This is a genomic window from Lacrimispora amygdalina, assembly GCF_003432035.1.
Lineage (GTDB): Bacteria > Bacillota > Clostridia > Lachnospirales > Lachnospiraceae > Lacrimispora > Lacrimispora amygdalina.
Genome location: NZ_QOHO01000016.1, coordinates 41,960 through 64,496 on the forward strand (window position 1 = coordinate 41,960; position 22,537 = coordinate 64,496).

At 42.5% G+C, this 22,537-nt stretch carries 20 protein-coding genes and 1 pseudogene; 9 read left to right on the forward strand and 12 right to left on the reverse strand.

Annotated elements, in window-relative coordinates; all coding sequences use genetic code 11:
* Window positions 1-26: 26 nt before the first annotated feature.
* Window positions 27-752: pseudogene (locus DS742_RS05335) on the reverse strand (LysM peptidoglycan-binding domain-containing protein); the annotation flags it as partial.
* Window positions 753-901: 149 nt separating this feature from the next.
* Here DS742_RS05335 and DS742_RS05340 point away from each other — a divergent pair.
* Both DS742_RS05340 and DS742_RS05345 read left to right on the forward strand, forming a co-directional pair.
* A complete protein-coding gene (locus DS742_RS05340) occupies window positions 902-1,597 on the forward strand; it encodes a response regulator transcription factor (protein WP_117415983.1) in 696 nt (231 codons plus the stop codon).
* Window positions 1,598-1,605: 8 nt separating this feature from the next.
* Window positions 1,606-3,876, forward strand: a complete 2,271-nt coding sequence (locus DS742_RS05345; RefSeq protein WP_117415984.1) for a sensor histidine kinase — start codon at window positions 1,606-1,608, stop codon at window positions 3,874-3,876.
* Here the strand turns inward: DS742_RS05345 and DS742_RS05350 are convergent.
* Complete coding sequence (locus DS742_RS05350; RefSeq protein ID WP_117415985.1) at window positions 3,866-5,227, reverse strand: MATE family efflux transporter; 1,362 nt, start codon at window positions 5,225-5,227, stop codon at window positions 3,866-3,868. The two genes, DS742_RS05345 and DS742_RS05350, sit on opposite strands and share 11 nt — an antisense overlap.
* Before the next feature lie 15 nt (window positions 5,228-5,242).
* A complete protein-coding gene (locus DS742_RS05355) occupies window positions 5,243-6,775 on the reverse strand; it encodes a C40 family peptidase (protein ID WP_117415986.1) in 1,533 nt (510 codons plus the stop codon).
* A 164-nt stretch (window positions 6,776-6,939) separates the two neighbouring features.
* Here DS742_RS05355 and DS742_RS05360 point away from each other — a divergent pair, with 164 nt between their 5' ends.
* Window positions 6,940-7,746, forward strand: coding sequence for a ZIP family metal transporter (locus DS742_RS05360; protein ID WP_117415987.1), 807 nt, complete (start codon window positions 6,940-6,942; stop codon window positions 7,744-7,746).
* Between the two features lie 52 nt (window positions 7,747-7,798).
* Here DS742_RS05360 and DS742_RS05365 read toward each other — a convergent pair whose 3' ends face one another.
* From DS742_RS05365 to DS742_RS05405, 9 genes are all read right to left on the reverse strand, one after another.
* Window positions 7,799-9,520 (reverse strand): methyl-accepting chemotaxis protein, encoded by a 1,722-nt coding sequence (locus DS742_RS05365; protein WP_117415988.1) that lies wholly within the window; start codon window positions 9,518-9,520, stop codon window positions 7,799-7,801.
* A gap of 251 nt (window positions 9,521-9,771) precedes the next feature.
* Complete coding sequence (gene atpC / locus DS742_RS05370; protein ID WP_117415989.1) at window positions 9,772-10,191, reverse strand: ATP synthase F1 subunit epsilon; 420 nt, start codon at window positions 10,189-10,191, stop codon at window positions 9,772-9,774.
* A 16-nt stretch (window positions 10,192-10,207) separates the two neighbouring features.
* Window positions 10,208-11,602: a F0F1 ATP synthase subunit beta gene (gene atpD, locus DS742_RS05375; RefSeq protein ID WP_117415990.1), complete on the reverse strand. Its 1,395-nt coding sequence runs from the start codon at window positions 11,600-11,602 to the stop codon at window positions 10,208-10,210.
* Window positions 11,603-11,663: 61 nt separating this feature from the next.
* Window positions 11,664-12,560 (reverse strand): ATP synthase F1 subunit gamma, encoded by an 897-nt coding sequence (gene atpG / locus DS742_RS05380; RefSeq protein WP_117415991.1) that lies wholly within the window; start codon window positions 12,558-12,560, stop codon window positions 11,664-11,666.
* A 3-nt stretch (window positions 12,561-12,563) separates the two neighbouring features.
* Window positions 12,564-14,072: a F0F1 ATP synthase subunit alpha gene (gene atpA / locus DS742_RS05385; RefSeq protein WP_117415992.1), complete on the reverse strand. Its 1,509-nt coding sequence runs from the start codon at window positions 14,070-14,072 to the stop codon at window positions 12,564-12,566.
* 5 nt (window positions 14,073-14,077) lie between these two features.
* Window positions 14,078-14,581 (reverse strand): ATP synthase F1 subunit delta, encoded by a 504-nt coding sequence (gene atpH, locus DS742_RS05390; RefSeq protein ID WP_117415993.1) that lies wholly within the window; start codon window positions 14,579-14,581, stop codon window positions 14,078-14,080.
* Window positions 14,562-15,062: a F0F1 ATP synthase subunit B gene (gene atpF / locus DS742_RS05395; protein WP_117415994.1), complete on the reverse strand. Its 501-nt coding sequence runs from the start codon at window positions 15,060-15,062 to the stop codon at window positions 14,562-14,564. The genes atpH and atpF overlap by 20 nt, the downstream gene beginning before the upstream one ends.
* A 54-nt stretch (window positions 15,063-15,116) precedes the next feature.
* Window positions 15,117-15,335 carry an ATP synthase F0 subunit C gene (gene atpE, locus DS742_RS05400; RefSeq protein WP_097005478.1) on the reverse strand — a complete coding sequence of 73 codons (219 nt, stop codon included), beginning with the start codon at window positions 15,333-15,335 and terminating at the stop codon, window positions 15,117-15,119.
* Window positions 15,336-15,363: 28 nt separating this feature from the next.
* Window positions 15,364-16,104 carry a F0F1 ATP synthase subunit A gene (locus DS742_RS05405; RefSeq protein WP_170313371.1) on the reverse strand — a complete coding sequence of 247 codons (741 nt, stop codon included), beginning with the start codon at window positions 16,102-16,104 and terminating at the stop codon, window positions 15,364-15,366.
* Window positions 16,105-16,700: 596 nt separating this feature from the next.
* Between DS742_RS05405 and DS742_RS05410 the strand changes: the two genes are divergently transcribed.
* The 6 genes from DS742_RS05410 (at window position 16,701) to DS742_RS05435 (ending at window position 22,314) form a co-directional block, all read left to right on the forward strand.
* Window positions 16,701-18,440, forward strand: coding sequence for a GGDEF domain-containing protein (locus DS742_RS05410; RefSeq protein WP_117415995.1), 1,740 nt, complete (start codon window positions 16,701-16,703; stop codon window positions 18,438-18,440).
* A 78-nt stretch (window positions 18,441-18,518) separates the two neighbouring features.
* Window positions 18,519-18,992: a hypothetical protein gene (locus DS742_RS05415; protein ID WP_117415996.1), complete on the forward strand. Its 474-nt coding sequence runs from the start codon at window positions 18,519-18,521 to the stop codon at window positions 18,990-18,992.
* Window positions 18,993-19,007: 15 nt separating this feature from the next.
* Window positions 19,008-19,820: a DUF1189 domain-containing protein gene (locus DS742_RS05420; protein ID WP_117415997.1), complete on the forward strand. Its 813-nt coding sequence runs from the start codon at window positions 19,008-19,010 to the stop codon at window positions 19,818-19,820.
* 629 nt (window positions 19,821-20,449) lie between these two features.
* Window positions 20,450-20,821: a zonular occludens toxin domain-containing protein gene (locus DS742_RS30130; RefSeq protein ID WP_117415998.1), complete on the forward strand. Its 372-nt coding sequence runs from the start codon at window positions 20,450-20,452 to the stop codon at window positions 20,819-20,821.
* Window positions 20,728-21,081, forward strand: coding sequence for a zonular occludens toxin domain-containing protein (locus DS742_RS29985; protein ID WP_367575495.1), 354 nt, complete (start codon window positions 20,728-20,730; stop codon window positions 21,079-21,081). The genes DS742_RS30130 and DS742_RS29985 overlap by 94 nt, the downstream gene beginning before the upstream one ends.
* 372 nt (window positions 21,082-21,453) lie before the next feature.
* Window positions 21,454-22,314: a metallophosphoesterase family protein gene (locus DS742_RS05435; protein ID WP_117416000.1), complete on the forward strand. Its 861-nt coding sequence runs from the start codon at window positions 21,454-21,456 to the stop codon at window positions 22,312-22,314.
* Window positions 22,315-22,537 lie beyond the last annotated feature (223 nt).

Below are 22,537 nucleotides of genomic sequence, written 5' to 3' on the forward strand. Positions count from 1 at the left end.
AGGATTAATAATTACCTATATCTTGTCGGCTCATATGTATATCCCCATTCATAAGTCATAAGCAAAACCCTGTTTGCCGCTTCTCCAAGAAGCCTGTAATCCACACCCTCATACAAAAGTCCCACCTGACCAGCCGATGTCTTGGGCGCCAGAGCTACGGTTACCTGATAGCCGAACTGATTCATAATCTGTGTGGTTCGTTTCACAAAATCTGCATAAGCCTGACGGTCATCTGCCAGAATGTACTCAAAGTCAATATCCAGACCACCAAACCGCTTCTCCTGCATGGTTCTGCCCAGATTCCACATCAGACGCTGCTGGATCTGAGGATTATGCACCAAATTTGTAACCAGGCTATTATTAAACCTTCCATCAGGTCCAAAAGGCGTTAAGGTCAGAACGGGGCGCACCCCCGCTTCCAGCGCCCGGTCAATCATCCAGTCATCTGGACTCTGAGGCGGAACCAGATCCCCCTCCAACGTAATTCCATAGGAAAAAACATAAAGATCCGTGAGAAATGGAAGTGTCTCATCCAGATTATCCGGATCTATGAAGGGGTATGCATAACCAAATACGTAAAGTGGAATCCTGTCTTCGGGAGGACTGCCTCCTCTGATATAAAGTGCCTGACCGACAGCCAGGCGGTATGGAGGATAAATCTGATTGTCATATGTCAAAGCTTCTACCGAAACGTTTTGGGACGCGGCAATGGAATCTACACTGTCTCCCGGCTGTACTACATAAATGTTCATACCAGCACCCTTTTACCTGAATTGGTAAAGCATATGAAAAAGCAGGTGGAAACATGATAGAAACCCGTTCATTTTCCTTTTCTTCATAAAAAAGTAATGTGCTTTTTTACTGCCTTCGTTGTATAATATTGAAAAAAGGAGGTTATCAAATGCAAAATATCTTAGTATGTGACGATGATAAGCAAATTGTTGAAGCCATTGATATATATTTAACCGGAGAAGGATTTCACATTATTAAAGCCTATGACGGATTTGAAGCTCTGGAACTCCTGGAGGAAAATGAAGTTGACTTAATGATTCTGGATGTAATGATGCCTGGTCTGGATGGAATCCGCACCACATTAAAAGTAAGGGAGACCAGCAGCATTCCTATCATCATTCTTTCAGCCAAGTCTGAAGACACCGATAAAATTCTGGGTCTGAATATCGGAGCAGATGACTATATTACCAAACCGTTTAACCCGCTGGAGCTGGTAGCCAGAGTGAAATCACAGATGCGCCGTTACACCCAGCTTGGAAATATGAACCAGCAGCCTGCCGGTCAGATCTACAAATGCGGCGGTCTTGCCATCAACGATGATAATAAGGAAGTTACGGTTGATGAGGAGATTATAAAGCTCACTCCCATTGAATATAATATCCTTTTACTTCTGGTTAAGAATGCAGGGAAAGTGTTTTCCATTGATGAAATATATGAACAGATCTGGAACGAGGAGGCCATTGGTGCTGACAATACCGTTGCCGTTCATATCCGTCATATCCGGGAAAAAATTGAGATTAATCCCAGAGAGCCACGGTATTTAAAGGTAGTCTGGGGTGTCGGGTATAAGATCGAAAAGCAATAGGAGCCATTATGAAAAAAAGAAAAGAAAAGGCTGTACTGGCCAATCTCCTGTTCTCCCTTCTGGTAGTGATCGGCGTCACTATCATGTACAACAACACCCACTATGGGGAAGGAATCAGCTGGATTGCCGACGAAACCTATGAAGACACTCCCGAATTTGCAGGTCAGTTAAAATCTGACATTGATGATATATTTAATTATGTCAAATATAAGGAAGTATTTGAAACAAACGGAAAACTGGATTACTCCAAATTTATCGTCCGTGTAGCTGACGGTCCGGGGACCACAAAAGATTACACGTTAGATGAGATGATCCGGCACGCCAAGTCCCAGGGATATTATCTGAATGAACAGTTTAAGGTCAGCGGAGGGCATCCCAAGGAAAGCTCCAGTGAAGATATGAATTACCAGGTGCTTTACCGCGCATACGAGCCTGACTTCAAAGCGGTTGAGCCGGGAGACTCCTTTCAGTCCATTGACCAGCTCTCCTATGAGGTTCTTTCCCATTTAGGCAACTATTACCGGTTTTATTACCGGTTTATCCAGAATCCGGGAAACTTAAAGTTCGAAATCCGGTACCAGAATACAGCAGACGATTATAAACTCTACACTAATTTCCCAGGAAAAACCATTGATGAGTTTAAATCCATGGGGAAATATTTATACGTAACGGGTGAGGCGCTCTATGTAGACTCCAACTTAACAGCCGTTCCAAAGAACGTGTCCTCTGAGCTTGAGAAGATGAATCCCTATAATAATGGCAATTATCATATGACTGTTGCAGTCAATACCTCCTACCCGTATAATGATGCCTATTATCAGGCAGCTGAATCCTTTGATCAGATGCGTCTTCTTTTCATCTTTGGAATGATATGCCTTGCACTTGGAATCTTAGGATGTGCTGCAACCCTTTATATGCTGGTCCTTTTTACAGGTTTGGCGGAAGAACAGAGCCCGTCTCTGATAGTTCAGAGAATCGATCAGCTGCCCGCAGAGATCAGTCTGGTCCTGTATCTGGCTGCTGCCGGCTTTGCCCTGGTGATTTCTAACCTGATTATATATAAAATTATTCATCTGTTCCTTGCTTCTGAGAAATGGTATTATGGAGAACTGGTATTAAAAATCCTGATCTTTTATGCTGCAGGAGTCTCTGCGGCCTTAAACCTTTTAAAGCAGTATAAGTCCGGAAGACTATGGAAAAACAGCCTTTTTCATAAAGGCTTAATGGCTCTCGGCCTCTATTTCAAAGATCACCGTTTTACTACAAGAATCATGATAACCTATTCCCTGTTTCTGGTTTTTAATGTCGTAATGATTATGGCATTTGCATTTTTACTGTTCACCTACAGTGATCTGGAATCCAGAGTTCTTATGGGAGCGGTGGTTGTTCTGTTCTGTATGCTGGATCTTTGGGTATTTCACCAGATGTACAAAAATGCATGGCAGACCGATCAGATTAACCAGGCACTATTAAACATATCCAATGGAAATACCACATATAAGATCGATATTAAAAAGTTTTATGGAAAAGAACGGGAACTTGCAGAGAATATCAACCATATAAGCTCAGGACTTGAAACTGCACTTCAGGAAAAGGTACGCAGTGAACGGCTTAAGGCTGATCTTATTACAAACGTATCCCACGACATAAAAACTCCGCTTACATCTATCATTAACTATGTGGATTTAATTAAAAGGGAGAAAATTCAGGACCCGCGGATTCAGGGTTATCTGGATGTTCTGGAACAGAAATCCCAGCGTTTAAAGACATTGACAGAAGACTTAGTAGAAGCTTCCAAGGCCAGCTCCGGCAACTTAAAGTTAGATATGGCAAGCATAGATTTTGTTGAACTGATCCATCAGACAAACGGTGAATTCGAAGAAAAATTTTCACTCCGCCATTTGGAACTGGTATCTGAGCTTCCAGATGAAGCACTGTTAATTGAGGCAGATGGACGATATTTATGGAGAGTGCTTGAGAACCTTTACAACAATGCGTTTAAATATGCGATGGAGCACAGCCGCGTCTATGTAGATATTGTAAAAGAAGATAAAAACATATTATTTACCATTAAGAACATTTCAGAAAATCCGTTAAATATCCGCGCGGACGAACTGACAGAGCGGTTCGTCCGCGGAGATGTAGCCAGAACTACCGAAGGAAGCGGTTTGGGCATCTCTATTGCAAAGAGCCTGACAGAGCTTCAGGGCGGAGAGCTGCGGCTTTACATTGACGGAGATTTGTTTAAGGCGACTCTCGCGTTTCCTCTTAAGAAATAAGACGGATTCTTTCCCATTTGCCGGTTAGATAACGGGTCAGAGAGATGATGTAATTAGCGGTCCAGCCGACTGGCACTGCAAACCAGACGGCCTGGACCCCGATTACAGGCGCAAGCAAAGCTGCTCCCGACACACGGATTGCCAGATTCACCAGATTGGCTGCTGTAAATACCACCACATCTCCTGCTCCTCGTAAAAGCCCGTCAGTAATTGCCTTTAAGCCTATAAAGATAAAGAAGAATGAAATGAACCTCACATAGCTGATTCCGGTCGCAAACGCTTCCTGTGCACTGCTCTCATTTAAAAAGCTTCTTATAAACACTTCTCCAAGACTCTCCATTATGGCGCAGATTAACACTGCGAACACCGCTGCCATCATACAGCAGACTCCATATCCCTTCCTGACACGGTCCGTTCTTTTAGCCCCCATATTCTGGGCAGTGTACGTTGACATGGCATTCCCAAGCGCAAGCATTGGTACAATGCAGATGGATTCAATCCTGGTACCTGCTGCAAAACCTGCCATGACGGCAGACCCGAACCCGTTAACAACTGACTGTACCAAAAGCATTCCAATGTGTACGATGGACTGCTGAAGTGTGGAGGGAATGGCTACCCTCATCATGTGAACCGTCATCCTCCAGTCGTAAATATGGAATAATTCTGTGGTTTCATACGATCTAAGCCTCCTGACCAGGATGAGAAACGATAAAACTGCTGACAGCCCCTGGGCAATTAAAGTGGCTACTGCCACACCGGATACTCCTTTGTGAAACTGTGTAACAAACAAAAGATCCAGCACGATATTTAACAGAGAGGAGAAAACCAGAAGATACAATGGCGTTTTAGAATCTCCAAGAGACTGAAACACAGCTGCCTGAACATTATACATAAACAAAAAAGGCAGTCCCATAAAATAAATGCTTAAATAAACCGATGCCTGTTCAAAGACATTGGATGGCGTATTCATAAGAAGGAGAATCCGGTCATTAAAAATAAGACCAAGTCCGCCCAATACCACACCTATAGTCAGGAAATTTAACAGTGTGGTAGAAATCGCTGTTTTCATATTACCCGTCTGCTTCGCTCCAAGAAACTGTGATACCACCACAGAGCTACCGATTCCTCCGCCTACAGCTATGGCGATAAACACATTGGTAATAGAGAAAGATGCCCCCACTGAAGCAAGGGCTTCTTCTCCAACAAAACGTCCCACAACAACAGAATCGATAATATTATAAAACTGCTGAAATAAATTGCCCAGGATCATGGGAAGTGCAAAAAGAAGGAGTGACCTTCCCGGCGTATCCGTGATCATGTTAATTTCTTTTTTCTGTTTTTTCATATCCATTATTCTGAACCGTTCCTATCCAAATATACGCCACCCACAGATAAAGTTGTTGCTCCACCAGGAGCTTAAGGCACGTTCTACCACACGTCCGTTACTTGAGGAAGCATCGATTACCTTGCCGCCGCCTGCCACAATTCCCACATGGCCGCTGACAACAATAATATCTCCCGCCTGCAGACTGCCGAAGCTTGAAATCTTTGTGTATTTCCCGACATTTCTCCAACCGGAAGAGGTCAGATAACTCTGACGTACACCTGCCTGATTTAAGGACCAGTATATAAAGCCGGAGCAGTCAAAGGAACCTGATCCTTTTGCTCCCCATACATAGGGACTCCCAAGCTTGGATCTTGCAATTGAAAGGAGTCCGCTGACACCGGAACCGCCTTTTACAGTGCCGCCTTTGCCGGAATCACTTCCCGAACCGCCGGAAGCCCCAGCTGATTTTACACCGCTCCCAGTTAATTTATTCATGGTCATCTGGCCTACGGCACCATCAGATGAAAGACCGTTTCTGCTCTGGAATGCTTTTACAGCCTTTTCTGTAGCTTCGCCGTAATAGCCTGTTATATTTCCTTTTGCAAGATATCCGTATTTATTTAAGAGCTGCTGGATTCTGGTGACAGAATCTCCCTGCTCACCAAGTCCCATACCATTGGGCTGGGCTTCAGAACTGTTTAATGCAATTCTTGTTGATGGTCCCAGATACCCGTCTACTACAAGGTCATTTCGTGACTGGAACTGTTTAACAGCTGTCACCGTATCATTTCCATAAGCACCATCCGGTTCTGTGATCAAATACCCCAGAGCTTTTAAACGCTGCTGGCTGGCCAGCACTACGTCGCTCTTTTCTCCATAGGTAAGATAGTTAGGACGGATCTCCTCACTGTAAAGCAGATTGATTGTCTGGCGTCCTACCTTTCCGTCAACATTCAGACCATTGACTTCCTGGAGCTTTTGTACCGCAATCTCCGTCTCATCACCAAAGGTTCCTGAAACCTGCCCTGCATTTGCAAGATAACCCAATTCATAAAGACGATTCTGTATCCTGGTGATGTCATCCCCCTGAACGCCCTTGGCAACCGCATAGTATTTGGCGGAAGGAGACATAATGGAATTTAAGGTCTCCGGTCCAACAATTCCATCCTGAACCAGCCCATTCTGCCTCTGGTAGGTTTTTACTGCCGCCTCTGTCACGTTTCCAAAATAATTGGTAGGTTCATCATTGTCCATAAATCCGAGATTCATCAGCCGTTCCTGAAGACTTGCCACTACCGGATGCTCCACACCGTTTCTTAAAAACTCAGGTATGGGATTTTCCGTCAGTTCCGGAACATCATCAAGGCCTGGCAGCAAAAATCCTCCAGGTGTCAAAATGTTAATGGGCTGCTCTTTCTTTGTCTCAGAAACAACAGCGGCGGCTGGTGTGGCAGCCCCTGTTTCCTTAGGATTTCCGCTTTCACTATTGCAGGCAGACAGGCAGGCTGCAGTCACTGCGGCCAGTAAAACCGGTCCTGCAAAACGTCTGTTCCAGTCTTTATCTATGTTCATCAATCAATTTCCTTTCCTATGTAAAATCAGGTCTATTTTAACACAATTTTGTCGGAAATGGAAAGGGAATTTATTTCATTGCTACATTTCCCAGGATATGATATAGTAAAGGTAAGAAATGCAAGTTAGGAAACGCTAACATTTCTATAGAAAGGAGGAAACTTATGACACCAATATTATGGGCTGCCGGAGGAACCGGTTTTACATTTTTAATGACAACACTGGGAGCTTCGGTTGTATTTTTCTTCCGAAGGGAAGTAAACCAATCTGTCCAGAGAGTTTTTCTGGGATTTGCGGCAGGCGTTATGATTGCAGCATCCGTCTGGTCACTGCTGATACCGGCCATAGAAGAAGCTGAAGCAAAGGGGGGAATTGGCTGGATTCCTGCTGCCGGAGGATTTTTACTGGGAGTTTTATTTTTAATTGTACTGGATACCTGTCTGCCCCATCTTCATCCAGATATGAGCAGTCCCGGACTTAATAAAGCAGAAGGCATTTCGTCTTCCTGGAAGCGCACCACATTGTTAGTCATGGCAGTTACACTACATAACATACCGGAAGGTATGGCCGTAGGTCTGGCTTTTGCCCTTGCAGCACAGCATGGAGGAGACCCAGCACTTTATACCTCAGCCATGGCTCTTGCCATCGGAATTGGTATTCAGAACTTTCCGGAAGGCGCTGCCATATCCCTTCCCCTCAGACAGGAAGGTCTTTCAGCACGCAAAGCATTTATAAAGGGGAGCTTATCCGGAATTGTAGAACCTGTATTTGGTATACTGACAGTCATGGCTGCAGGAGGAATTGCACCGTTAATGCCCTGGCTTTTGTCATTTGCAGCGGGCGCCATGATGTATGTGGTAGTTGAGGAGCTGATCCCTGAGGCTCACTTAGGTGAGCATTCCAATATAGGAACTTTAGGAGTCATGACAGGTTTTCTTATCATGATGATACTGGATGTTTCTTTAGGCTGAAAAGCGGGCCCCGGCAGATGTTTTTCACTGTCCAGGGCCCGTCCTATTTACTTTAATCTTCTGTTTCTTTTCTGTTATTATACAGCTGAAACCGCTTTACAAGCTGCTCTAAATATGCGGCCTGACTGGATAGTTCCTCACTGGCAGCTGCACTTTCCTCAGCAGTAGCAGAATTGGTATGAACGACTGCTGCGATCTGATTGACTCTGCCGGATACATTCTCCACCGACTCCGCCTGTTTTTCTGATGCGCGGGTAATCTGATTCACGGTATCTACCACCTGATCCATGGTTTCTCTTACCACATTAAGAGAATGAGAAGTCTGTTCTGCGATGCCCATACCCTTTTCTACTGTACTCACGGAGTTTTCAATTAAAATGGCCGTATTCTTGCTTGCTTCCGCACTCTTTCCTGCTAAGTTTCTTACTTCATCTGCAACCACAGCAAACCCTTTTCCGGCTTCGCCTGCTCTTGCAGCTTCCACCGCAGCATTCAGGGCAAGAATATTGGTCTGAAATGCAATATCCTCGATTGCCTTCATAATCTTTCCAATCTCCTGGGAAGACTGGCTGATCTCTCTCATGGCATCGTTCATGGATACCATATGATGATTGCTTTCTTCTACCTCTGCCTGTGCCTGTTCCGTAAGAGTATTGGCTTTCTTTGCATGATCTGCATTATCCCGGATCTGTTCAGAGATATGGGAAATGGCTTCTGTTAAATCCTCCAATGCTGTTGCCTGTTCAGTGGCTCCCTGTGACAGCATCTGTGCCGCATCAGAAACCTGATCAGAACTGACATCCACCTGGGCACTTGCTTCATGAATATCTCCAAGTGTACTGTTAAAGCTCTTTAAAATGGTAACAAAAGAGCTCTTTATCTCTGAAAAATCACCTACAAAATCAGTGATCTGATCTCTCGGTACCGTTAAATCTCCCTTAGAAAGCCGTAAAAGCACAGAAGAAATCTCTGAAATATAGGCATCAAGTGTTTTCATGGTAAGACGGAGGTTCTCTGCCAAACCGCCAAGCTCATCACCCGATTGATATGTAATATAGCGGACTGCCTTTAAATCTCCGTTTGCCATCTCCTTTGCTGCCAGATCCAGTTCCTTTAAAGGCTTTAAAATGGACTTGGAGAAAAGAACAGCAGTAACAGCACATAAAACAATAGTCAGTACCATAATTATCACACCTGCAAATAAATACAGATCACTTGACTTATTCGCTGACTGGACAAACCCCTGGGCATCTTTTGCCACAAGGTCCCCCAAATTTACCGCCTGGGTTCTGACCTCTTCAATCTTGGGCTCATACGCGCTTTTTACAAGATTCCGCGCTTCATCGAGCTTACCGTCTGAAGTAAGACTGAGCACATTTTCTCTTATCTGAGCCGTCTCTGAGATCCCGGTCTGTATCTTTCCCAGAACATCCTTTTCTTCCTGAGTTCTTACCTTCAGGTTTAAGTCTGCCACTGCTTTTTGGATATCCTGGCTGTCCTGATCCATAACTGCCTTTGCTTCCTCAGTAGCTGAACTTAATTCCGTTTTTTTCGCACTGGTCAGCCGGTAAAGTGCCATCTGACTCTCCAAAATTCCGCGGCGGATTTCCCAAGTGCTCTGTGCGGCAGAATATGGCTTGTCGTATAAATCCTGTGCATTTCCTGCAATCTTTTTCATGCCCATTAAAAGACCTGAAAAAGCAATAATTCCAAATACAATAATCATGCCAAAAGCAGCAAATACTTTTGCTCTTATCTTTAGATTCTTAAACACAATAACTCCTCCATGATCTATTTTCCCTGTTGTATACAGGCTTTGTACTGTTTACTATAGCACCAATCAATTACACCGTCAACCGCAGCACTTCCAATAAAAATCATATAAATTAATTATTTTTTATACAAAAAAAGATACCCTGTCAGCAGAATACTGATGTGACCTCCTATATGTTAGATGTTTGGTCTGACTTATAAGGGTCACTTCATACTGCTTTTTTCGGGTATCTTTATTATATTATTAATTTCCTATCGGATCTCATATTTATGCTTGGTGCGCAGTCTGGCCAGAGATCTGGCTAAGGATGCCTCAAAATGAGAATGCTCCTGAAGGCTCTTACCCTGTCTTAACTGTTCCTCTGCCCTTTCCCTGGCTTCTTCTGCACGACGTTCATCAATGTCCTCAGGAAGTTCTGCCGTATCCACCAGCAGAGTCACACGGTTGTTGATAATCTGAACAAATCCCCTTCCTACCACAGCATGGATCCATTCTCCGTTATCATTCATCAGTCTCATTTCTCCCACTGCAACGGCAATTACCATATCTTCATGATGGGGCAGAACTGCCTTTTCACCATCTTCCAGAGGAATGATTAACTTCTGACACAGTCCTTTGTAAAAAACCTTATCACTTGCAAGCACCTGAAGGAAAAATGTACTTGTACTCACTGGCTGCACCTCCAAGTTAAGCCTGTAATGTCCGGGCCTTTTCTATTACTTCGTCAATAGTTCCTACATTAAAGAATGCAGCTTCCGGATACTGATCCATTTCACCGTCGACGATTGCTTTAAATCCACGTACAGTCTCCTTTAAAGGAACATACTTTCCGGCGATTCCGGTAAAGTTCTCTGCAACGGAGAAAGGCTGGGATAAAAACTTCTGTATCTTTCTTGCACGGTATACTGTCGTCTTATCGTCATCACCCAATTCTTCCATACCAAGAATTGCTATGATATCCTGAAGCTCTTTGTATTTCTGAAGAAGCTCCTGTACTTTCCGCGCCACTTCATAATGCTCTTCCCCTACTACATCAGGCTCTAAGATACGGGAGTTGGATTCCAGAGGATCAACAGCCGGATAAATACCCTGTTCCACAATCTTTCTGGATAATACCGTAGTCGCATCCAGATGAGCAAACGTAGTTGCGGGAGCTGGATCAGTCAGGTCATCAGCAGGCACATAAACAGCCTGAACAGATGTAACAGAACCATTTCTTGTTGATGTAATTCTTTCCTGCAGTTCCCCCATCTCAGTTGCCAGAGTCGGCTGATATCCGACCGCTGACGGCATACGTCCAAGAAGGGCAGAAACCTCGGAACCTGCCTGTGTAAAACGGAAAATATTATCAATGAATAAAAGCACATTTTTATGCTCCTCATCACGGAAATATTCCGCCATGGTCAGTCCTGTTTCAGCTACACGCATACGTGCGCCCGGGGGCTCGTTCATCTGGCCGAATACCAGCGCAGTTTTTGCAATTACTCCGGACTCTCCCATTTCGGTCCATAAATCATTTCCTTCACGGGAACGCTCTCCGACACCGGTAAAAATGGAATATCCGCCATGCTCCGTCGCGATGTTATGAATCAGCTCCTGAATTAAAACAGTCTTACCAACACCGGCACCTCCGAACAAACCTACCTTGCCTCCCTTTGCATAAGGAGCAAGAAGGTCGATTACCTTAATACCTGTCTCCAGAATTTCTGCAACCGGACTCTGCTCTTCAAATGGAGGCGGATCTCTGTGAATGACCCATTTCGGCCCTTCCTTTAACTCTTCTCCGTTATCAATGGTATCACCAAGGACATTAAATAAACGTCCTAAAGTCTGCTCCCCGACAGGAACTTTAATACCTTCTCCCGTAGCAGTTACTTCCATATCCTTACACAAACCTTCACTGGAAGCCAGCATAATACAACGGACTGTGCTGTTGCCCATATGCTGGGCAACTTCCATTACGCAGCGTTTCCCGTCATTATCCACCTCAAGGGCGTCCTTGATGCGGGGAAGGTCGCTGCCCTCTAAAAATTCCACATCTACTACAGGTCCTAAGACCTGAACAATTTTGCCTTTATTCATAATCTGTTACTCACAGTCGTGAGGACTCCTCCTCTCTCAATTTATGGAAAATACGATAAACTTAAGCCTTCTTCTGCTTCTTCTTCTGAGCCTTCGCTCCGCTGATTACCTCGGTTATCTCCTGGGTAATCGCGGCCTGCCGTACCCGGTTATAGGTAATCGCAAGACTATCAAGCATTTCCTGGGCACTTTTTGTAGCTGCCTGCATTGCCATCATTCTGGAGTTCTGCTCACTGGAATAAGATTCCACCAGCCCTCCATAAATAAATCCCGCAATATAGTTCGGCACAATCGCGTCAATCACAGCCTGTGGAGATGGCTTCATTGTAATTTCCTCTAAATGAACATTTAAAGGAACACTCTGTCCCGGACGGTTCTTGGGAATAGGCAGAAGCTGCTGTATTTCCGCTTCCATTTTCATCGCATTGACCATTCTGGTGTAGATCATATACACTTCATCAAGTTTCCCTGACAGAAAATAATCAACGATTTTCTCTTCAATAATTCTTGCACGGCTCATGTTGGGTTTCTGCACTGTATAGCGAAAATCCTGTTCCACCGGAATTCCTTTTTTGGAAAAATACTGCTGTCCCAAATCACCAACTACAAACAGAGTTGGGTTTCCTCCCTTATCAATCTGTTCCTGAGCCAGTTTAAAAACATTGTGATTATAAGCACCTGCAAGACCTTTATCCGCTGTTACTACGATATATCCGATTTTACGGTCCTCTTTTTTAATTTCCGGCCGGGTATCTAAATACGGGTCATCAATGTCGGGCGTATGCCTTATGATTCTGTCAATAGTTCTCTGCAGCCCGTAAAAATAAGGCTCCGTATCAGTCAGTGCTTTTCTGGCCCTTTTTAACTTTGACGAGGAAATGGTATACATCGCATTGGTTATTTTCATGGTACTTTTAATGCTGTTCATCCTGCTTTGTATCTCTCTCGCATTTGCCATATCTTACACCCGTTTCTGTTTAAATTCTGCTACCCCATCAAGGATCTTCTGCTTCAGTTCATCAGACAATACCTTTGTTTCCTCAATCTCTTTGACAATTTCCGGATGAACGCTTTCAAAGAAATCAAGTAAATTTCTCTGAAATTCTTTCATTTTGGGAACTTCCACATCAAGTAAGAGGCGGTTATTGGCTGTAATCAGGCTGATCACCTGTTCATGAAGGCTTAATGGATGGCATAATGGCTGCTTTAACAGTTCCGTCAAACCTCTTCCGAACTGAATCTGCTCCTTGGTTGCCGCATCAAGATCAGAACTGAACTGGGTAAATACCTCCATCTCACGGCACTGGGCCAGATCGATACGAATGCTTCCTGCTGCTTTTTTCATCGCTTTTGTCTGAGCTGCACCGCCTACACGGGATACGGACAAACCAACGTTTACTGCAGGTCTCATACCGGAGAAAAAGAGGTCACTCTCTAAAAAGATCTGTCCGTCTGTAATAGAAATAACGTTTGTTGGGATATAGGCAGATACGTCTCCAGCCTGTGTCTCGATGATAGGAAGCGCTGTGATGGAACCGCCTCCCAGTTCCTCCTTTAAACGGCTGGAACGTTCCAGAAGCCTTGAATGGAGATAGAAAACATCACCCGGGTATGCCTCTCGTCCCGGAGAACGTTCCAGAAGCAGGGATAACGCACGGTATGCTACTGCATGCTTGGAAAGATCATCATATACGATCAGTACGTCTTTCCCTTTATACATGAAATATTCAGCAAGTGCTGTTCCAGAATAGGGTGCTATATACTGCAGAGGAGCCGGTTCACTTGCTGTGGAGGATACTACAATGGTGTAATCCAGGGCGCCGTAATGAGTCAGGGTATTTACAAGCTTGGCAACTGTTGACGCTTTCTGGCCGACTGCTACGTATACACAGATAACATCTTTCCCTTTCTGGTTTAAGATTGCATCTACTGCAATCGAAGTTTTACCAGTCTGGCGGTCTCCGATAATTAACTCTCTCTGTCCACGTCCAATGGGAAACATGGAGTCTATTGCAAGAATACCGGTTTCCATGGGAACAGATACACTCTTTCTGTCGATGATACCGGGTGCCTCATTTTCAATTGGGCGGAAATCATCCGAAGGAATCTCTCCTTTTCCGTCAATGGGAGCTCCCAGTGCATTCACTACTCTGCCCACAAACTGATCTCCAACCGGAATTCCGGCTCGTCTCTTTGTCCTTGTAACCTTGCAGCCTTCCTTTATATCGCGGTCTGAGCCAAAGAGAATACAGCCGATATCTTCTCTTCTGATATCCTGAACCATTCCCTTGACACCGTTATCAAATATAACAATTTCGCCGTACATTGCATGGTCAATACCGTAAACCGTTGCAATTCCGTCGCCTACGCTTAAGACAGTTCCCACTTCCTGGTCTCTGGCATGAGCGTCATAATCCTTAATTTCACTTCTCAATATAGAAATAATTTCATCTGAATTGATGGAAGCCACGTTTTTCACCTCCGCATTATATTTTGTTCTAATTGTCTCAGACGTCCCTTTAAACTCCAGTCAGTCTCCACATCTCCCACACGGAGGATGAAACCACCGATTAAACCGGGGTCTTCGATCATGCAGAGTCTTACTTCCTTTTTCCCATATTTCCTGCAGAGCATGGCCTTAATCTCACGGATCTGTTCTTCATCCGGTTCCGTCACATAAAAAAGCGATGCTTCTAAAATCCCCGCTTCCTTACATACCCTGGAACGCCACGCCTCAAATATTTCATCTGCAAGATCTATATCACGGCGATCAACCAGTACCTTTAAAAAGATTCTGACAGATTCGTCAAATACCCGGTCAATAATCCGGTGCTTGCTGGTTTTGGGAACCACAGGGCTGTTTAACACACGCTTAAGCTCCGGCACTGTTTTAAGCGCCAGAGCCGCATCCTCTATCACCTGCGCGGGAAGAGAGAGCTCATACAGCACCTGCCCGTAATTAATTGCTGCCTGCGTCATGGGAATCACCTGCTTCTGCTAAAAATGAATCATAAAGCGCCTGATTTGCTTTCGCGTTTGTTTCCTGACCAACTACCTTGGCTGCTGCCGCAATCACCAGACCTGCAATTTGGGCTTTTGCTTCACGCATTGCTTTTTCCTGATCAGCTTCCGTCTTCTTCCGGGCTTCACTGATCACGCGCCCCGCATCTTCCTGTGCATCCTTTAAGATTCTGTCATACTGGGCTTTCGCCTGAATTTTTGCTTCCTCAATCAGCCTTGCGCCCTCTTCTGCCGAAGCGGCCAGCTTCTCTTCATACTGCTTTTTCAAAACTGCTGCCTGCCCTTCAGAAGACCTTGCATTGCCAATGCTCTGCTCAATCATCGATTGCCGTTTATTTATAACATTCATAACCGGCTGAATCAGGAAATGCCTCAGCAGAAAATACAGGACGATGAGATTCACGATATTCCACACAAAGTTCATATCCAGTCTAAGCATCTGTATCGCCTGCCTTTCTATTATTTTTTTCCATGTACATCCTGTCGGTATAAATTATTTAAGGAATAAAATGATAAGAATGGCTACAACGAAACCATAAATAGCTGTTGCCTCTGCAAGTGCACAGCCAAGTAACAGCATTTTGCTGATCTTGCCTTCTGCTTCCGGCTGTCTTGCAATAGCGTCTGTTGCTTTTGATGTTGCGATACCAATACCGATTCCTGCTCCTAAACCTGTAAATACTGCTATTCCTGCTCCAATTGCTGCAAACATAATTATTTCTCCTTTTTCATCAAAAATTTTATTCTAATGCTTCTTTCATAAATAGACCTGTTAAAAATACAAATACATACGCCTGAATCAATCCGTCAAAAATGTCAAAATACATGGTAAACGGAATTGGTACAATGAAACCCGCCACCTGCTTGATCAGCTCCATTACTACGAATGATCCCAAAACATTACCGAATAACCGCATGCACAGGGACAAAGGTCTGATAAACAGTTCCATGATATTCATTGGGGTTAATAACGGCATAGGCTCTGCAAATGCCTTAAAAAAACCTTTTCCCCCTTTTTTATGAAAACCGGAATATTCTATCAGCACAATGCTCATAACCGCAAGTGCAGCAGTGGCATTTAAATCCTTGGTGGGAGGCTTAAAGCCGATGATGCCGATTAAGTTCGCTACACCGATATAAATTGCCACAGAAATCAGATAAGGGATGTAGCGTTTCCCTTCCTCACCGATCAGACTTTCAAAAAAATTGTAAAGTCCGCCGATAGCCATCTCAAGCACCTGCTGTTTCTTTCCAGGATTCTCAACCTGCAGATTTCTAACCAGGATGATGGAAAGGACAGTCAATGCCAACATGATCACCCATGTCACCACTACGGATTCAGCGATTGGAATGCCGCCGAATATCGGAATGGTAAAGACCGTTTCGCAGTTCAGTTCCTCTAATAACTTCTCTGCCAGCTCCTCCGTAATGCTCACTTCCTTTCTTAGAGACTGTTTTTCTCCTTTATGGTTCCCAACCATATTGTACGCATATATGTACAATGTTGTTTGAGTATACCGTGTATCATACTTTCATCTGAAAGAATTGTCAACTTTTTGCCTGATTCATAACATCTTATTAATGCTCACAATTGTTTGAACATTTGGAACAATTTTAACTGCCTTAATTCTGAATTTATTATTAATTTTTTAACTTAAAATGTAAACAAATTGTAAAGTCACCCTTTTTAAACGAATTTTTCTGGGTTATATGTAGAATTTTTTTCTAATATTTTGTGTAAATTGCCAGGTATTTTTTTTTGTTTTTTTAATTAACCGTCATAAGTAACTAACGAAAGTCAAAATATAGCATTTTACATGGATAAAAAACCAGTTGCCATTTTATCATGCTAAAGCGTTACTATCAAAACACACAAATGCTCCCGTGCATTTAAACATCATTTTAAATGTTTCTCTTCCTATTAAAAAGATCTATATTGGCTGTACGATCAGCCTTCAAGGAGCATCAGACCTTTAAAACAAGTATTACATATACTTTACTGTAATGTGCTTGTTTTCTTTTTATCCATACTATAAAATTGTTTCATCACAATGTGAACGGAATAAGGAGCATTGTCATGGACAACAAACATCAGCTATTAGACAGAATTTTAGAAGGCCGGTATTTAACGCCGGTATTTCAGCCCATTGTTTCGCTTGTGGATGGAAAAACCTACGGCTACGAAGCGTTGAGCCGCATATCGGAAAAAGAACTTGAAATGAATATTGAGGAATTGTTTCAGACTGCATTTAAGCATAATAAGTCCTGGGAGCTGGAAACCCTGTGCAGGGGAAAGGCGCTTGAGCAGTCCGTATATATGGAGCGGGGGAAAAAACTATTTCTTAATGTGAACTGTAATATTATTTATGACAATACCTTCAGGGAAGGTTTTACCAAAGCATACTTACAAAAATTCGGATTAAACTCCAATGACATTATCTTTGAAATAACGGAGCGCGTCTCTATATTGGATACCCACGCATTTACTTCAGCAGTAGAGCACTACCAGAAGCAGAATTACGGAATCGCTATTGACGATGTGGGCGCTGGTTATTCCGGCCTTAATATTATTGCCAGTGCCAAACCAGATTTAATAAAGCTAGACATGAACATGATCAGAGATGTACATAAAGATGAAACGAAGCAGATGCTGATTAGAGCACTGTCTGAATTTGGAAAAAATGCAGGAATTCTTGTAATTGCGGAAGGAATTGAAACAGAAGCGGAACTGGATACATTAATCGGTCTTGGCATTGGCTATGGTCAGGGCTTTTTTCTGGGCCAACCAGACCAGGATTTCAAGGATATTTCCAAAGAAAAAGCAGACTTAATCAAAAGTTTTCAGGCTAAAAGTTATATCAGAAAGAGCAAGACCTCCATCTATCCCATGGCCGGATATTTATCACGTTCAGGCCACACCTTTTCCCCCTATGAAAAAGCTCTGAAAATATACGAGACGCTCCAGAATGACCCATCTATTACTGAGTTCACAGTGACAGACAGAGGAGCTGCCATTGGCTTTATGACAAGAACTTCCCTGATCGAAAAATTCGGCGGCAGATACGGTTTTAGTCTTAACTCAAAGAAAAGCATACAGCAGCTGACCAGCAGGAACTTTCTCAGCGTAAATTACGATATGCCGGTCAATCAGGTTTCCAAGCTGGCCATGCAGCGGCAATACGAACAGCTTTACAATCCCATAGTTGTGGAAAAGGAAGGAAACTACTGGGGTATCGTCACAATCAAAGATCTTCTTGAAGCCTGTACAAAGGTGGAAGTGGATACCGCCATGCACTCCAATCCGCTGACAGGTCTGCCCGGTAACCTTTTGATCGACCAGGAAATTTTATACCGGGTTCTCGGTGATGCTCCCTATTGTATTATATATTTTGATATTGATAACTTCAAATCCTATAATGATGCATACAGCTTTCAGTCCGGAGATATGATGCTTATGCTTCTTGCCGATACTTTGAATAAAGCAGCTGTCAAAAACGAATTTATCGGCCATATCGGAGGAGATGATTTTATTGTTATCTGTGATTACCACGAAGCAGAGAAGTACTGCGAGAAGGTCATTGATCACTTTTCCCAACGCGTTCCTTCCCTGTACCACAAAGATGACATTGACAGAGGGTATATCATCTCCAAAAACAGGCGGGGACTTACGGAAGAGTTTCCAATTGCAAGCCTGTCTGTGGCAGGAATTTCAAACCGGACGAGGACCTATCAAAATATAGACTCCTTCTCAGCCGACATTGCCGAGCTTAAAAAGAAATGTAAAAAACAGACTGGAAGTTATTACGAAATAGTATAAAGGAAAGTCTTCTCCTTTCATGCACCATATGATAAGATAATCATGTATAAAAACACTTAAGAGAAAGGATACAGAAACATGGGTAAAGTATGGAAAGTAAAGGTTGATGAAAAGGAGTATGAGATCAGGCTGAAGGGGAATAAGGTTCTTGTGAATAATGAAGTAAACAAACTGAAAGACTTCCTGGTTAAGCGAGAGTGGTTTCAAACTGCTTATGCCGTTAATATCGGAACTAAAAAGGCTTTATTAATTGTAAGTTCCCTGATCGGGGGAACTAAACTGGTGATTGATGAGAAAGATTGTGCAACGGGAGAAACGTATGTTCCGGTTAATATTCCTAAATGGTCATATGTCTTCATGGCATTACACATGATAAATCTTATAAATGGCCTTTTGGGCGCGGCAATTGGTTTAATTGGCTGTTCTGCTACCGTTTCAATTTCTTCCAACACAAAAATTCATATAGCCGCAAGAGTGGCCCTGGATTTTGTAGTGCTGATTTTGGTTTATGCTTTGGTTTTTGGAATTGGACTTTCACTGGCACAGTTATAAAGGAGGAAAATGAAAATGAATGTATTTAAGGAACTGATGTTATCTCTTTATGATTTTAAAAGCTACAAAGAATTTATTAAAAATAAACGCAGGAAAGTTTTTTTAGCAGGAGTTGTTCTTATGGTCCTATATTTTTCGCTGACCATGATTGTTCCATTTTTAAAATTTCAGTTTAAAACAGGGGGATTTGTAAAAATCATTGAAGATTATGTTCCTGATTTTAAGTTGAGCGGCGGAACGCTCTGGGTTGAGAAACCTGTGGAATACGAAAAAGACGGTACGTATATTTATATAAATACATCCCCGGACACCTCTTTTTATGATGCAGATGAGATCGGGGAATATCTTACAGATTATTATCAGGTAGTTCTGATGGATTCGGAAAAGATTATTGTAAAGAATAAAGGCGAAATTACAGGAAGATACTTTTCCGATTTTGACATGGATTTCAGCAGGGAGAAACTACAGCAATGGGTACCCAGTGCCTATCTGATTGTAACAGCTTTTATGATTCTGGCGTTTCTATTCATGACGGCACTGTTTTTCTTTGGAGTACTGGTTGTTGCACTGATCGGAATGATAGCCGCCTCCTGTATGAAGTACAGTCTTTCCTTTGGACAGTTATATCAGATGGGCGTGTATGCCAGAACGCTGCCTTTATTACTTAAGGCAATCGTATCCTTTCTACCATTCTCCATACCGATGTTTGGTATCATTAATTTTGGACTTTCAGTGCTGTATATTGTACTTGCCATACAGAAGATGAAAGAATCTGATCTGGAAAAGCCTATAGAATTTGTTTCAGAGCAGAGTGATTATTTCAGATAAAAGCAGGTACGAAAGTTTTGAGATACTTTTTTTAATCGCAACTGTTGACACGCCAGTACTTTAGGTATAAAATAGAGATACAAAGGGATTATGTATTTCAATTGTTGCACAAACGAAAACCCAGGGATGGCCGTCCCTGGGTTTTCTTATGCTCGCTGTTATTTGTACTTTCGGTCGAGCCATTTGCAAACATAATGTGTAACTACGCCTGCTATGACCGAAAGCATAAGGGTTAATATGTATTCCAACTGTTGCACCCCCTTCCTGCTGCGCAGTCTGGGATATAACAGCACTTTACATTATATTTCCTTTTTCGTATTTCGTCTACAATTTTCAGAAAGAGGGGGGCACTGTTGCTGAGAGTTCCCCTCTTTTGTATCTCAATTTTCCTCTCTGGTTTCCCGGAGCTGCTCCGATCAGGAATTGAGTTAAGATAAATTTTACCTGTTTTTTATCCAATCTTTGATTCTGATGATTTCCCATAACTTTTATCCAAATCCAGTGATATTTCAGTGCAGCTTGCCCTCCGTTGGGTAAAAATGATTGAATGATGTATCTCAAATGATTCACCGTCTTGCTCTGATCGGGTTCGGCCAGGAAGAAAAATGAGATACAAGGAGGGATAATTTATGATTTATTTTTATTCTGGTAATCCCGGCTCCGGGAAGTCCTACCATGTTGCAAAGGACATTTACTTCCAGCTCAATCACGGTAAGAATGTGATAGCAAATGTTGATATCAATTATGATCTGATTACCTCGAAGAAAAAGGGCATCTTTTTTTACAAGGATAACTTTGATTTAACGGTTGACTGTCTCTTAGACTTCTCCCGTTTGTGTCACCGTCGGGATAAGAGAGGAAAGATCATGAGGGTCAGACCTGGCTTATCATTGATGAATGCCAGCTTATCTTTAACTGCCGTTCCTGGAATGACCGGAGCCGCCAGCAATGGGCCAACTTTTTCACTCAGCACCGGAAACATGGATACAACATTATACTGATCAGCCAGTTTGACCGCCTGATTAACCGTCAAATCCGCAGCCTGACCGAATACGAATACCGTCACCGGAAGATTAATAACTTTGGTGCTGTGGGTTTCTTCCTGGGGCTCTTTTCTCTTGGGCATCCCCTTTTTATTTCTGTTGAATATTGGTATGGGGTCAAGAAAAAATGCGGTACTTCATTTTTTTATGGACGCAAGAAGTACTATCGCATGTACGATTCGTACAAGTTGTTTGACGAGGGCACCCAGGGCGGATAGGGGTGGCGTAGCCGGGGCCCCTGAACGCGCCGGGCGCACTCGCCAACATCAAAAACCCCCTTACCACGTGTAAAACGTGGTCTGGAAATACATGTAAATTCGTATTTTTTCTAGGAAATACAATGGCTAGAGCATGATTTTAAAATTTGCCCAACTATAGGGTTTGGGCAAAAACTTTAATGCATTAAAGCGAGGTGTCTAATGATTGATAAAAGGCAATTTAATTCATGTAAAATTTTTAGTGAAATAGATAAAAATGATTTAGATTATTGGTTAGTGGATTACTGAACATTGAGAAATTAATATTGATAGTTAGTAGCTAATTTGATAAAATGATGTAAAAGGATTATCATGGTTTGGGGGCGGAGTAAAATGGATATAGCAGTATTAGCGGACATCCATGGCAATTATTTAGCATTAAAAAAATGCATTGAGTATGCATTATTGCATAAAGTTGAAACTTTTATCTTCTTAGGTGACTATATAGGAGAATTGGCATATCCTGAAAAAACAATGCAGATTCTGTATGATTTAATGGATACTTATGAGTGTTATTTTATTAAAGGAAATAAGGAAGATTATTGGCTTAATTACCAAGATAACAGGGAAAACGGTTGGAGAGATAATAACTCTACAAGTGGTTCATTGTTATACGCTTCCAAATCTCTTACAGATAGAGATTTGGAATTTTTTAGAAAGTTGAATTTTACACGTGAAATTGCATTTGGTAAAATGGACCCAATAACAATTTGTCATGGATCTCCTAATAAAACAAATGAAAAAATGTTACCAGATAATGATCATACTATTGAAATTATGAATAAAACTAAAACGCCAATTATTCTCTGCGGTCATACTCATGTGCAAAGCAAATTTATAAACAACTTAAAATGTCTTTTAAATCCAGGATCCGTAGGGGTATCTCTTTTTAGCGAAGGAAGGACACAGTTTTTAATATTACATGGATCCAAAACGACATGGTCGGAAGAGTTTGTTAGCTTGGAATATAATGTTGACGACGTAATCAACGATATGTATAATGCAAAGCTTAATGAACATGCACCATATTGGAGTTTAATAACTGAGACTATACTACGAGGAGGTAACATATCTCATGGTCGGGTATTGTCAAAAGCCATGGAACTGTGTAAAGAAAAAACAGGTGTTTGTGTTTGGCCTGACATTCCTGAAGAATATTGGGAACAGGCGGTGAATGAAATATTAGAAATATAGGAAAGCTATTAAAGTTATTTATAGGCTACTGACTTAGATATTAGGTTTAGTAGCTTTTTTTATAGGATTAATCAAACAAAACTGAGATTTTAACAATTTATTGTGCATTGATAAAGATGTAGATGTACATTAACTAATGATATTTTCTTCCAACAGATAAAATAAAAGTATCTCAATCAATCTTCCCGATCGGCCGGATCTTCTCTGGCCGGGAACTTGGTTG

What these genes read in the sequence shown, in the direction of transcription:
- DS742_RS30130 (WP_117415998.1), top strand. Translation starts at nt 20,450, where the DNA reads ATGATTTATTTTTATTCTGGTAATCCCGGCTCCGGGAAGTCCTACCAT.
- atpG (WP_117415991.1), bottom strand. Translation starts at nt 12,560, where the DNA reads ATGGCAAATGCGAGAGAGATACAAAGCAGGATGAACAGCATTAAAAGT.
- DS742_RS05360 (WP_117415987.1), top strand. Translation starts at nt 6,940, where the DNA reads ATGACACCAATATTATGGGCTGCCGGAGGAACCGGTTTTACATTTTTA.
- DS742_RS05420 (WP_117415997.1), top strand. Translation starts at nt 19,008, where the DNA reads ATGAATGTATTTAAGGAACTGATGTTATCTCTTTATGATTTTAAAAGC.
- DS742_RS05435 (WP_117416000.1), top strand. Translation starts at nt 21,454, where the DNA reads ATGGATATAGCAGTATTAGCGGACATCCATGGCAATTATTTAGCATTA.
- DS742_RS05405 (WP_170313371.1), bottom strand. Translation starts at nt 16,104, where the DNA reads ATGGTTGGGAACCATAAAGGAGAAAAACAGTCTCTAAGAAAGGAAGTG.
- DS742_RS05355 (WP_117415986.1), bottom strand. Translation starts at nt 6,775, where the DNA reads ATGAACATAGATAAAGACTGGAACAGACGTTTTGCAGGACCGGTTTTA.
- atpD (WP_117415990.1), bottom strand. Translation starts at nt 11,602, where the DNA reads ATGAATAAAGGCAAAATTGTTCAGGTCTTAGGACCTGTAGTAGATGTG.
- DS742_RS05415 (WP_117415996.1), top strand. Translation starts at nt 18,519, where the DNA reads ATGGGTAAAGTATGGAAAGTAAAGGTTGATGAAAAGGAGTATGAGATC.
- atpH (WP_117415993.1), bottom strand. Translation starts at nt 14,581, where the DNA reads ATGACGCAGGCAGCAATTAATTACGGGCAGGTGCTGTATGAGCTCTCT.
- DS742_RS05340 (WP_117415983.1), top strand. Translation starts at nt 902, where the DNA reads ATGCAAAATATCTTAGTATGTGACGATGATAAGCAAATTGTTGAAGCC.
- DS742_RS05410 (WP_117415995.1), top strand. Translation starts at nt 16,701, where the DNA reads ATGGACAACAAACATCAGCTATTAGACAGAATTTTAGAAGGCCGGTAT.
- DS742_RS05350 (WP_117415985.1), bottom strand. Translation starts at nt 5,227, where the DNA reads ATGGATATGAAAAAACAGAAAAAAGAAATTAACATGATCACGGATACG.
- DS742_RS05345 (WP_117415984.1), top strand. Translation starts at nt 1,606, where the DNA reads ATGAAAAAAAGAAAAGAAAAGGCTGTACTGGCCAATCTCCTGTTCTCC.
- atpF (WP_117415994.1), bottom strand. Translation starts at nt 15,062, where the DNA reads ATGCTTAGACTGGATATGAACTTTGTGTGGAATATCGTGAATCTCATC.
- atpE (WP_097005478.1), bottom strand. Translation starts at nt 15,335, where the DNA reads ATGTTTGCAGCAATTGGAGCAGGAATAGCAGTATTTACAGGTTTAGGA.